Here is a 12,056-nt window from a genome sequence, read left to right as displayed (position 1 = left end):
GGGCAAGTCGCGGTGCGAGCTCATTGAGAAACTTCGCATTGTGAAACTCCAAGGTATCGAACAGATCGCTAATCTGCTCTGAAGAAGCACTCTCGCTCCACTCTTGCTTCGCTGCTTGGAGATCAACAAGCAAATGCGGGAACCCTTCTTCTTCAAACCAAATTTTCATCTGCTCGGCAACGTGCTCAACCTGAACCTCTTGCTCATCGGTCAAATCAAACATTCTGGACATTTGCCAAGAACTCAACCAAGGCAATCGTTCAAAGAAAAAGCTAAAGGTAGAGCAACTGCTGACGGAGAAACTCAGCAACAGAATGAGCGAAAATCTGATGATTGCGCGCAGAGAAACCATGTATCGTCTTCCAGACTATGCTTTCGGATTGTTACGTTTATCGAGGCGATTTGGCTCTTCGATCGAGCCACCGCTCACCTCTAAGTTAAAAGGCTCCGCAGCGCACTGCTTTAATTGCGGCGCAGCACTGAAATCAAATCCGGAATGATCGCCCAATTGTTCTGGGTCATACCGCGTGCCACAGCCCGCTTTGATAATTTTCGCGTTATCCACTTCGCCACATTTTGGTTTCATCGACCCGCTTCGCTCACAGCATCTGAAATTCGATTTGGATTTAGCTTAACACCAGAAGCGTTGAAAGCATGCATACCTCTCACTCCATTAGTGCAGTGGCGCAACATTCTGTTCCATAAAGAAGCCTCCATAACATCAAACCATTCTTTTGTTTCATCAGTAGAACGCTGAAACCAAAAGCAAACGCTTCCAATACAAAACGCAATCTATACACTGCACAGAAAATTTGGTTGAAGTTTTCCATTTAGATAGCGATTTATCGCTGCTGTATTTACTAGGGATAAACCATGCAACAACGAGCATACGTACCGACTTTTCATTTCGATACTACGAAGCCATGTTACTGCCGTTCGCAAAAGCTCTTTGGCGAATGCTGCGGCAAAGACAGCGAAGAAAAAGCCCCACCAAGCAATATTAAAGTGGTCAATAATTTCTTAAGCGCTGCCGAGTGCAATAGTTTTCTTCGCTTCGCTGAGAAGCAAAAACGAGAATGGCTGACCGTCGTTGACTCGGAAAAGTCGACCGAAAACAAGCGCGTTTTCAAACGTCACGAAAGCCGCGTCACTCAGAACGTAGATTTGGGCAAGAAACGCCAACTCGCGAACGAGTGGTTTAAAAAAGCATGCGCAGAGCACGTGGTTCAGCTTTCGGGCGGCATTTCTGCTCAGTGGTTTGAAGAGGCCCAGCTGCTCCGCTATGGACCTGGTGGAAAGTACGGCATGCATGCTGACTCAGACCTTTTCTGCCAACAAGCCAAACAATTCTACCGATTTATAGACCGTGACTTTAGCATGCTGATTTATCTAAATGATGACTACGTTGGCGGTAGACTAAAATTTAATGGATTGAATTTCGAATACCAGCCCAAGCGCGGTGATCTCGTGATCTTTCCTTCCAACCACGTGTTTTCCCATGAGTCGCTCCCCATTGAGCAAGGAAAGAAATTTGCATTGGTGAGCTGGGGAGCATTCCCAGGGACACCAAGGGTGTCTCAACCTAGAAGCATTGTCCCTATGATGAGAAGCTAGCCGCTACCCTTCAATCCCGAGGGTGTCCAAAAGCATTTTCTTACCCTCGGAGGTTGCATGCTCGGCGAGCGCATCCATATCTTCTTTTGCAGATTCAGCACACGCTTGCATATCGAACTCTGATTGCTGCAAATTTAGCAGCGCACGCTCGTTTTCCAGATCTTCTAAGTAATCGCAGTAATCCTCTACCTCAAGACCAATGGTCGTCACCACCACCGCGGCGGTTCCAAAACTTAACGCCGCGGCTGATCCGACAACGAGCTTCTTTCCAGTTCGCTTTAAAAATCGCGTATGTGCCTTCGCACGTTTTGATTTATTTCGCTTTTTTACCTGGCTCACAATTCGCTGAGAGGTTTTCAATTTGCTTAGAACTTGTGCATCCACTGCAGCAAGCCCAAAACCGGCAAGAATGCTTGCAAAGGAAAACTTGAGCACCAGAATGATCGTTGCGGCCGTTCCTACTACTGAAGCGACAGCGGCAATCAGAACCGCCTTTCTCTTTCCTATCGACACCGTTTACTTCCTATCAAACCCTTTTGCGCCCCATGAGACTAGCGTGTTTTGGGAACATGCAAATCAACGCAAGCCACCAAGCTCTCACGCTACCGGATCTTGTCCAAAACGATTGCTCCCCTCATCTCCCTTCAAAACGTAGAAAATTAACAGAACAATCCAACCAATAATGGGTAGAAACAACAAAAGCAGCCACCAGCCGGAACGGCCAGTATCATGCAAGCGTCGCACAGACAAAGCGACCGTCGGAAGCAACACGAGCAAGCTGTATAGAGAATGTAAAAAGCCTACCTGTGTTTCCGGATCGTAGTTACCCATTTGTCTATCAATCATAATAAAGCACGAGCCGACGATCGTGCTGATAAGCACAAAAAACCAGTACTCTTTTCGGCGCGACCTTCCCTCGAACACAGCGTATTTTTTAAGTACTGTTAAATACCAATTCATACATACCCCTTTGGTTTTTGCTTGTAAGAATCATAGCTCAACTAAAGGTGAATAGGGGCTGAAGCGATGCTTCAAGGTGAAAGGGGTCGACATTTGAGAGAAAAATCCGCTTGCACCTTAGCTCGGCGAGCACCATGGGCAAAGAGCGTAACCGATTGCGTTAAGGCATGAAGCGCGCATGCCCCTTGCGAGCAGGAATGGATACGCCCAGACAGAGACTATTGCTGTCTTCTGGAGCCAGTAACGCGAATAATCTGATCCATATTTTCATTGATGTACAGTTCATCCTGTTGTCGCACAGAGCTACCGCCAACAAACTCTTCCGCGGTTAACGAAACAGCACCTTCGCTATCCCGAAGCACCATCGATCCCGGCACTGACTCGACAACTCCTTGCAACTGACCTTCAGAGATAGAACTCAACGTTCTTGATCCAGGTGCATCCAACTTATACATTTTTGGGTTTCCTAAAACCCCTTCGTCCTTGGTGTAACTCTGGGAAGGACTGTTGCTAGAAAACTGACGATCTTCGCTAACCAACACCCGTATCTCTCTCTGTAAACCGTTTACATCATCGATGCTGATCACAGGCAGCCATTTCGCATCTTGCGTTGCAGATTCTACCTGGAGAGTCTTTGGGTTAATTTGGTTCGTGTCTATGCAGACCTCATTCGCAATGTCTGTGGCCGAACAATACAAGGCTCGGCTTTCGAAAAGGTACTTACCTTCGCGACAAGTTCCCGCATTGATATCGAACGAAGTACATTCTTCAGACGTGCCCTCCTCAAGCTTCGCGAAATTGCACTGTACTGGAGAAAAACCTTTGTAGCAGATGTTACTGGTTTTCAAACCGAGGATATTCGAGGTGATATAAATATTATCGTCCTGAATAATCGGCTTTGCTATGGATTGCACAAGCCGCTTACCTAGCAATAGACTCTCTCTGACGGTCGCTGGAGCCGTCGCTGGCTGATTATAATCGTAGAGCACGAGAGCATCTCTCTCCGACAAGCGGACGTTCATCAGCAATTTATTATCATAAATCTGAAAATCGAGATCCCTCATATGATCCGCGTAGTACTGCAGAAATGCGGTAAATGCGACGTCGTTTGCTGGATCATCGAGTTCATTTAGATCCTGATATCTCTCTGGCGTACACAAATCTTCTACTGGCGTATTCTGAACTTGTTCGGCTGCGGTTACACAGTAATCGGTCAAATCGACTGGAAAACTACACCCTAACCCGACGTCACACCCGGTAGTCACCTGCCAAGATGTACCGCCTACATCATTCGCTGCATCACATGCCGTCTCATCAGCATCATAGCGGCAATCCTGAGTTTCAAACTGAGAAAATTCGAAATCATCTGTTGTCGCCTCTACGGTACTTTCAAGGCTTGTAACAAACTCGTAGGTTTTAACCGGCGTGGGCACGGTTGAACCCAAGGTATAATCAAGGTGGAAAAATTTCCCGGCATCAAAGAAAACGAGGTCGTTATCGTCGAAAACAAACTCGACTTTCGCAACATCCCCAGCGCTTTCCTCAAGCTGGTACACGCGATCAGAAAACAAGGTATCTGTATCTACTGCGCCAAATAGCTCATGCCCTTCAAAAACAAACACATCACGACCCATTTGCAATAAATGATGTGTATCTTCTAACGCATTAACATCGAAAAGATAAGGGTATACTCCCTCCGTACCGAAGACCGAACCGAATGACTCCAGGGCACGCTGTTGCGTCCACTGTAACGCGCCATTCTCATCCCAAAAGTTCAGGGTTCTCTGGTCATTATCGTCTCTGCCCCAACCTAAATAACCGTATCTAAAAAGGCCATCTGCTCCCACATATGCAACGACTGGCTGACTTAACGCTTTTGCTTCCGACACAGCCGGCCTTTGCTTTGTCTTACAGTCGGATGCTGTACTTTTGCCACCTTCCTCTGAAACGCAAATATCGACATTATCTGCGTTTTCGTCAAAGTTCATCGCCACTTTGAAATAATTGCGGAACACGCTCACATTCGAACATGGATCGTTAACGCTGGTATCGTAAACCACTTCCACGTAGACAAATGGAGCGTCTAGTTCAAAGATCTCATCCGTTGTATTGTCCACTGGCACGACTTCGTAACGAGTACTTGGGATGATCCGGCAAATCTCGCCGTTCCAACTCGTCAGACGTCGAGCACTATTCGCGACCATATCTACCTGAAACAATCCGCCCTTGTTTGCAAATACAAGAAGTTCTCTGGACATCGAGGCATCTATCTCGGTATCAAGATACTGGTACATGCCATCACTCATCTCGAATAACTGATCCGGATTCGAACCCTCCGTGACAATATTGGAATCACATCCTGACTCCTCAATCACCTGTTGCGGATCGTAGTTCAAGATGGATAGTTCAGGAGAGGTTTGACAGCCATACAAGCCAAAAAACACTTCTTTTAATGGATCAAGCTCTTCATCTTTGATATTCGGAGGAGTCGTCGGCAAATCAAATTCAGGAGGCTCTTGGAGGTCAGCAACGTCTGCACAGGCAAAAATAAAAACACTCGACACAACGAGTATACATATTCTCAAAAAACGCAGAGTATGAGCTTTACGCAGCACGGATATTCCCTTGTTGTTAGATTCTGACCAGAAAACTCGGCTATTATATCGACATTAAGCGCTTAAATAAGCGACAACACTGGCTATTGCGAGCGTTATCACACAAACAATGATGGGTTAGCGAAGCAATCGGCATTAGAGGTCTGACTTGGACATACCTAAACAGCCAATTCCATCGTCAAGCAGCAAAGTCAGCGCAACGGAATCGATTACGCCAGTAAAAAGTCCTGCCAGAGCGGGAACAACAACCAGCTCCAACACCAATTCAAACTTTCAACGCGTACCTCTTTCAAACCTCCCGTCCATCGCAAGCAATGCCGTACCACTTGACGCGCTGGCACTTCCGGTCGGCGAGCAAGTAGCGGCAAAAGTCGTTGGCGAATTGAAAGAGAATGCCTTGATTATAGGAAAGGATGTAGAGCTTCCCAGAAAAGACCAGCCCCCAAAAAAGTTAGCAAGCCTAGAAGAGGCACTCAAAACACCAGAAAGATTTCAAAACAATCCCAATGAGGCCCGCCAACAAGGTGCGCCGAAAGAATGGCTGCTACAGATCGGAAATAAATATTTAGTAGTAGAAACAGCATCAAACCTAGATTCAGGAAAACTTCTCGCCGTCACCCTTAACAGCCAAGGCGGAATCGCAGTGACGAATCCAGCGGCCGCAGCTGATGCGCAACCAAAAGACCAGATCGAAAACCTCCTCAGGCAAGCGATCACTCGGGCCTTACCGCAGCAAACGAGTCTCTCTTCAGGGTTTAACAGCCTAACGAATGCCTCTGAAATACCCAGCGGCCAAGCAAGACCGGTCTCCTCAGCTCAGCTAATAGCAAAACTCATCATCGTACTTACTCAAGAGCGCATCCCAAATAGTGACACCCTTGCCCAGCTATATAAATCGCTCGCTGCAGCCATGCTCTCGAACAAAAGTCAGAGCATGAGTCCTGCGCAGAGCACTGATTTACAAAACACGGTTGAGAGCTGGATTAAAAGTAGTGGCATCATGTTCGAAGCGACTCAATTAGTGCAACTAAGCACATCTATCAAAGCACTAAAAACACAAAGCACCGATCTCGCAATCATTTGGAAGGCAATAAGCCTAGCCGATCAGAGCGGCGCTAAAAGTAGCGAGAACCTAATCAGGGCCGCCGATGCAATGTTGAACTATTTAAATGCGCAACAAGCAGGCTTTGCGGATTCCGGCGCAAAAATTGGGCAACTTTTGCAGGCACTAGATAGCGCCCAAGCTCCCGGCAAAATCACCGATACGTTGCAAGGGTACCAACGCGCACTGCAAGCCATAAATAGTTCAGCCGAGACAATCATGAAGGTGTTCCGTTCGATAGGAAATGCCCCAGAGATTTTGTCTAACGAGCGAATGCAACTCTCAATGGAGCAAGCGCTCACTAACTACACAAACTACTCTCAGAAAGCGCTTTCGTCACTCTCACAACTTGCTGCGCAGTTATCTACTTACTCTCCAAAAAACAGTGGAACATCACAAGGTATCAACACTCAAGCGTTCTTTGAGGTCGCACTTCAGCAACTACCGCTAACACACTCAATCCCGCCAGATCTGAAGGCCTTGCTGCAAAGTGTTGCTCTCGGACTAAAAGCCGCGTTGTCAGACACTAATACGTCCAATCTAGCAGGAGAGTCGAAGCTTGATCTACGAGGCTCGCTTGAAACAACGCTGCTCAACAAGCCTTTTGATTTTCCTCAGTTCGACAAAAGCGTTTTAAAGGCCCAGGCAATGTTGGCCGACCAAGAACTGACGACGGGACAAATGCTGAAGCTCATTGCGGGCATGCTTAACCGCATTCAGTTCAATCAAGCGAACAGTCTATTGCAAGCGCAGGCAAATGCTGACAGCGGAACAACTCAATCTTGGAACATGGAGCTGCCTTATTTTCATGAGCAACAAATTCAAACCCTTCAGTTGCGAATCGATCAACATCAAGCGAAGCACTCTAAGTCCAATGAAGAGCAGCCTGATCAGCAACGATCTTGGACGATCGAGCTGAGCTTTGACTTCGAAGGTATCGGCCCACTCCATATTAAGGCAGAGCTCGCGCCACCAAAATTGAAGACCGAGATTTGGGTTGCAAATAACGAGGCAAAAACCATTGTAGCTGGAGAGCAAGCACTGTTCATCAAACGCTTGCAAGAAGCGGGCTTAGAGGTCGAGCCGCCAACGTGTCACATTGGTGCACCCGAGCGAAAGCATAAAGCACATATTAAACAAGGCCTAGTGGACATACACGCATGAATCACCTGCCGAAAGCCGTTGCGCTGCACTACGACGAAGAACACGCCCCTAAAGTCGTCGCAAGCGGAGAGGGGGACATCGCTCGCGAAATCATGGAGATTGCCAGAGAACACGGCGTACCGCTCTACGAAAACCCAGACTTAGTTGCGGTATTGGCCCGCCTAGAGCTGGGAGAGGAAATACCTGACGTTTTATACAGGGTGATTGCTGAAATTATCGCCTTTGCATTTTATATTCAGGGACGCACTCCAAAAGATTTTTCGGAATAGTCGACATCAAACCATGCAAGAAGCCCACTTTGGGTTTATGATTATGCGATAACTAGAAGCTCTGCGAGCACAAACTTTAAAACATGTCTCAACCCGATAACACGACACTAACCCATTCTCCCGCATATGCGGCCGCGATCCTGATGAGCGGGCTTAGCTCCGTGCTCAGTCTGATCGAGGGCCAGTTTGCACTCGCACTGCTGCTTGCCGGATTTACAATACTGCTTGTTCTATCTCGTTTAGGTAAGCTCCTTTCGCCAAAAATAACCCAGAGGCTCAATCAGTTTGGAGCCACAAGCAAGGCCAATGAGAGCCCCGAAGCAAGCACGCCAAGAAAGCTATCGATCATTCTGTCTATACTGACTTTAGCCATTTTATGGGCCTCTCCGCGCCAGAGTGGCATTTGGATCTACACCCTGCCGCTCATGCTCATGTTCTTTTTCGAGTTTAGAGTAGCCGTTCCAATCTTAATCGCTACAAGCCTGCTCTCGGTTGGCCTAATCGCTTGGCATGATTCGCCACTCGTATACGTTCAGGCCGTACCAAACTACGTTTTATTCCTGGGAGCAGCATGCGCTTTGGTCTATTTGAGAGAACTTCGACGCCGTCAGCTCAAGCCTCTGCGTCGAACAGATAATCTCAGCGATGCCGCCTCTCGACAGCATCTTGACCAGGACCTTGAGAAAGAGATTCAACGCAGCGAACGGGAAGGGAGCGACGTTAGCCTCATTGCAATTAGCCTTGATGATTCAACAACACAAACCTTCACCAACAAAGATCATGACCTTGCACAGATAGAAATCGGCAAACTACTACATAACAATCTACGTATTTTTGATAGCTATTATCGTTTAGAACAGCACCACTTTTTGGTTGTCCTGCCTCATACAAACTCCAAGCAAGCAGTCAAAATTGCGGACTCATTGCGGATCAAAATCAAGCAGCAGGTTCGGCTAGGTGGAACCAACGTAACCACAAGCATGGGAATCGCAAGCCTCAATGTTGGCGATGATAGCCTCTCGCTTTTACAAAACGCGCGCACCGCACTCGAAAAATCGCGGCAACGAGGAGGCGATCAATCCTACCTTATTCACGAGCGAGATCTGAAAGCACACGCTAGCGCGGAGTCGAGCGATGAAGACTGAAGTTCAGCTACAAAGCCAAGTTATTGGAATCCTCTATCTACTCGCGGCCATCATAATGGCCGTTCTTGGAGTCCAGAATTACAGGTATGGCATGTATGAGTTAGTCTACAGTGCCAGTCTGATCAGTCTGATTTTTTTGGGTATCGCCTGCTACACGAAGTTCGCTTATCAGATCACTAACCTTGAGCGGGCCAATTTAGCTGCGCTATGCACGGTACTTTTTATCGTGATGTGGCAGGGACTAAGCAGCGCGGCCGATATGATGTACTGGGTTATTCCTCTGGGCCTGTTTACCTACATTGCCCTGCCCCTAAAACAAGCGCGCATCCTCAATATTGTTGTGCTTTGCTGTTTCGCCTTACTCTTATTTTTGCAACAGCCACTGCTTAATGCATTTATGTTTTGTACTAGCTATCTACTTATGATGGCATTTGGTGGAACCTTCGCCGCGCTACACCAACAGCGCAGTCGCACGCTCGTCGAGCTCGCAATTCATGAGCCGGTCACGGGTGCATATAACATGCGGCACTTAGAAGATACACTAACCAAAGAAATCTGCCGTTCGGGACGTACCGAGAAACCATTGTCGATGGTAGCGCTCGAGATTGACTACTTCGAACAAGTCGAGGACATGCATGGCCTCACCGCTAAGCAGCAATTGCTGCAACAGGTGGCTGATACACTTCAAGGCATGATTCGGGCGGGCGATAGCCAGTACTTTGATGCAGAGCAGCGCTACTACCTTTTACTACCTTGCACACCCGAGGAAGGCGTACTGGTCATAGCGGAGCGCATCCGCCGCACCATTGAAGAGAGCTCATGGCCTACCATCGAAAGCATTACCGTTAGCTTGGGGTGCTGCACTTACCTCCCGAGTAAAGGCGAAAAAACAGCGTCCGAGGTTCTTCAAAGTGCGCACACTGCGCTAGCCGAGGCTCATCGCAATGGCCATAATCGAGTTATGCTTCACGATTAACACACCTTGATTTGCATTAAATGGACCTAGCCCAACTAAATCTCTGGCTTGCGGAGCACTCGAGTCTCATCCTCCCTGCCGTTGCTGTCATCGCATTTGTTGAATCATTCGCAATTGCTGGCATCGTCGTACCGGGCGTCGCCTTGCTATTTTCAATCGCAGCAATTGCAAGCCTCAGTCACATCCCTGTAGAAAGCGTCTTAATTGCCGCCTTCTTAGGCGCGGTCGCCGGCGATGTGCTGAGCTTTTTTATTGGTCGAGCCTTCCATGACAGGCTCACAAACGTCTGGCCGTTTTCTCGCTACCCTGATGCGCTCTCTCAAGGAGAACGCTTCTTTAATAAGTATGGCACCATCAGCGTGGTCATAGGCCGATTTGTCGGGCCTTTACGTCCCGTATTACCGCTCACCGCAGGCATGCTGCAAATGCCCTCAGCGAAATTCATTACCATTAATATTCTCTCTGCCTGCGCTTGGGCTCCAGCTTACATATTGCCGGGATACCTTGGAGCCGAATTTTCTCAAAATGCCTTCGCAAATGAACATGCGGGCTTGAGTGCTTGGCTTGTCGTTTGTCTGATACTCACAGCCTTACCATGGCTTGTTACGCTGAAACTCGTATCGATCCCCTTTAAGCAGAAGCATGTTCTTCTCGCAAACCTTAGCTATTCCATAATTGGTTTTCTTACAATCACGAGCCTCGTCATACTGGGAGCATTTGACCGCCTGGATGTATGGCTGTTTTCGCTTGTCAGCGCTTTGCGTAACGATACTCTTGATGCGCTGCTCGTCGCGACTACGTTAATTGGCGATCAGTTACTGCTCACGTTGCTCTTTCTGATCTGTGTCGTTTTATTGTTAATTCAAAAACAATCAAAGCTGGCGATGAGGTTAGCATTAGCAGGCATAAGTGCCAGCATTTGCACCCACCTATTAAAGTATGGCTTGAATCTATCCCGACCGGATTTAGTCGTCGGAAAACTGAGCACCGCATCGTTCCCCAGCGGACACACAAGCGGCTTCTCAATTTTTGCAGGCACGCTCGCTGGATTAATTCTACACACTAAAGAGAAGGTGCATTACGCAATTCGCTCCATCATTATATGCGTCATATTTCTGGTCGCGAGTTCGCGCGTTTTGCTGGGCGTTCATTGGCTAAGCGATGTTTTAGCAGGCTTGCTGCTTGGAAGCGCAATTGTTAGCGCGGCACTGTGGCTTGGATCTCGTTTCTCTTCGTTGAGCGACGCAAAATGCCTGCATCAAAATCCCTCGGAGCAAGCAGTTCCTCAGGCAAATTGGCGGCAAATTTTAGTCAGTATTCTCTTGGTGTCACTTCTCTACCAAAGCCTTCTGTTTGATACAGCAATGCGGTTTTATTCAGTGCGCTAAACAAACATGACTCAAGAAGAGAGCTCGGCCAGCTGATCGGATATTTTTTGGAGTCGGTAAATAGGATCGTCTAGTTCGAATAGATATTGCTTTTGCGGATTCTCCAAGGGCAACAGCTCCGTCAGACGAAATCCGACTTGCTGGCTATCTTCAAAATCAATCATCAAGTTTAAGTCGTTCACACTCGGGTGCTGAACCAAGGCCTTCAAAACCTGCCGAAGCTCTTCGTATTTATCGGGTACCGGGACATTTTGCGCAACCTCTTCGGGATAACCAACTTCTGACACCTCCGCCCGCCAAAGACCATCTTCAGCTAAATCCGCATTAACGATTCTAATTGCACGCCGACCTTCAGCAATGATATGCAACACTCCGTCACTGCCTGCGTCAAAATCTACGATCTTTGCTAAAGTACCTTGCTCATAAAACGGCAGACCAAAACTCTCTGGAGAATCAGACTTCAGCAGTACAACGACAAAGCCACTATCGCTTTTTAAGCAATTTTTTATCATATCCAAGTAGCGAGGCTCAAAAACCCGCAACGGAAGTTTCCCCCCCGGACATAGAACTGCATTTAAAGGAAATAGAGGCACATTCATCCAAAACACCTTGTTAGAAACATAAGCTCAAAAACTTGCTAAAGAGAAGCAAAATGACGACAGCGAGTTCTTGAGCACAGGATAGGCGATCACCTTTCGATCCGCCAAGAGTAAATCGCAAAATACAGGATTTTGCGCCGCTCTTAACGTCGATGGCTGCTTACCGAGAAAGATTTCTGATAAGCTAAGCCCCCAACAAACTCAACACGTATTATTCGTCACTT

12 protein-coding genes are annotated in these 12,056 nt (G+C 47.6%); 6 read left to right on the top strand and 6 right to left on the bottom strand.

The window, feature by feature from the left end:
* Together A3750_RS25315 and A3750_RS07370 are read right to left on the bottom strand one after the other, a co-directional pair.
* The coding region (locus A3750_RS25315) for a hypothetical protein (RefSeq protein ID WP_197474951.1) at window positions 1-232 on the bottom strand (232 nt) is incomplete at its 3' end.
* 135 nt (window positions 233-367) lie between these two features.
* The gene (locus A3750_RS07370; RefSeq protein WP_068521463.1) at window positions 368-586 is read right to left on the bottom strand and encodes a hypothetical protein; all 219 of its coding nucleotides are present in this window, start codon (window positions 584-586) and stop codon (window positions 368-370) included.
* Window positions 587-873: 287 nt separating this feature from the next.
* Here A3750_RS07370 and A3750_RS07365 point away from each other — a divergent pair, with 287 nt between their 5' ends.
* Complete coding sequence (locus tag A3750_RS07365) at window positions 874-1,614, top strand: 2OG-Fe(II) oxygenase (RefSeq protein ID WP_068451572.1); 741 nt, start codon at window positions 874-876, stop codon at window positions 1,612-1,614.
* Between the two features lie 3 nt (window positions 1,615-1,617).
* Here A3750_RS07365 and A3750_RS07360 read toward each other — a convergent pair whose 3' ends face one another.
* From A3750_RS07360 to A3750_RS07350, 3 genes are all read right to left on the bottom strand, one after another.
* Window positions 1,618-2,127: a hypothetical protein gene (locus A3750_RS07360; protein WP_068451574.1), complete on the bottom strand. Its 510-nt coding sequence runs from the start codon at window positions 2,125-2,127 to the stop codon at window positions 1,618-1,620.
* A gap of 84 nt (window positions 2,128-2,211) precedes the next feature.
* A complete protein-coding gene (locus A3750_RS07355) occupies window positions 2,212-2,574 on the bottom strand; it encodes a DUF805 domain-containing protein (protein ID WP_068451577.1) in 363 nt (120 codons plus the stop codon).
* A gap of 218 nt (window positions 2,575-2,792) precedes the next feature.
* Window positions 2,793-5,189: a hypothetical protein gene (locus A3750_RS07350; protein ID WP_156498471.1), complete on the bottom strand. Its 2,397-nt coding sequence runs from the start codon at window positions 5,187-5,189 to the stop codon at window positions 2,793-2,795.
* A gap of 148 nt (window positions 5,190-5,337) precedes the next feature.
* On the opposite strand from A3750_RS07350, the gene A3750_RS07345 reads away from it, so the two are divergent.
* The 5 genes from A3750_RS07345 to A3750_RS07325 all read left to right on the top strand — a co-directional run bounded on the left by A3750_RS07345 (window position 5,338) and on the right by A3750_RS07325 (window position 11,233).
* The gene (locus A3750_RS07345) at window positions 5,338-7,455 is read left to right on the top strand and encodes a flagellar hook-length control protein FliK (RefSeq protein ID WP_068548143.1); all 2,118 of its coding nucleotides are present in this window, start codon (window positions 5,338-5,340) and stop codon (window positions 7,453-7,455) included.
* Window positions 7,452-7,724 (top strand): EscU/YscU/HrcU family type III secretion system export apparatus switch protein, encoded by a 273-nt coding sequence (locus A3750_RS07340; RefSeq protein WP_068451586.1) that lies wholly within the window; start codon window positions 7,452-7,454, stop codon window positions 7,722-7,724. Before A3750_RS07345 ends, A3750_RS07340 begins: the two co-directional genes overlap by 4 nt.
* A gap of 83 nt (window positions 7,725-7,807) precedes the next feature.
* A complete protein-coding gene (locus tag A3750_RS07335) occupies window positions 7,808-8,869 on the top strand; it encodes a GGDEF domain-containing protein (protein ID WP_068548142.1) in 1,062 nt (353 codons plus the stop codon).
* Complete coding sequence (locus A3750_RS07330; RefSeq protein WP_068451593.1) at window positions 8,859-9,845, top strand: GGDEF domain-containing protein; 987 nt, start codon at window positions 8,859-8,861, stop codon at window positions 9,843-9,845. Before A3750_RS07335 ends, A3750_RS07330 begins: the two co-directional genes overlap by 11 nt.
* 20 nt (window positions 9,846-9,865) lie before the next feature.
* Window positions 9,866-11,233, top strand: coding sequence for a bifunctional DedA family/phosphatase PAP2 family protein (locus tag A3750_RS07325; RefSeq protein ID WP_068548141.1), 1,368 nt, complete (start codon window positions 9,866-9,868; stop codon window positions 11,231-11,233).
* A gap of 11 nt (window positions 11,234-11,244) precedes the next feature.
* Here A3750_RS07325 and A3750_RS07320 read toward each other — a convergent pair whose 3' ends face one another.
* Window positions 11,245-11,832, bottom strand: coding sequence for an LON peptidase substrate-binding domain-containing protein (locus A3750_RS07320; RefSeq protein ID WP_068451599.1), 588 nt, complete (start codon window positions 11,830-11,832; stop codon window positions 11,245-11,247).
* Between the last annotated feature and the right edge of the window lie 224 nt (window positions 11,833-12,056).

The sequence above is a fragment of the Oleiphilus sp. HI0079 genome (assembly GCF_001635105.1).
This window is presented reverse-complemented; position numbering and strand designations above follow the sequence as displayed.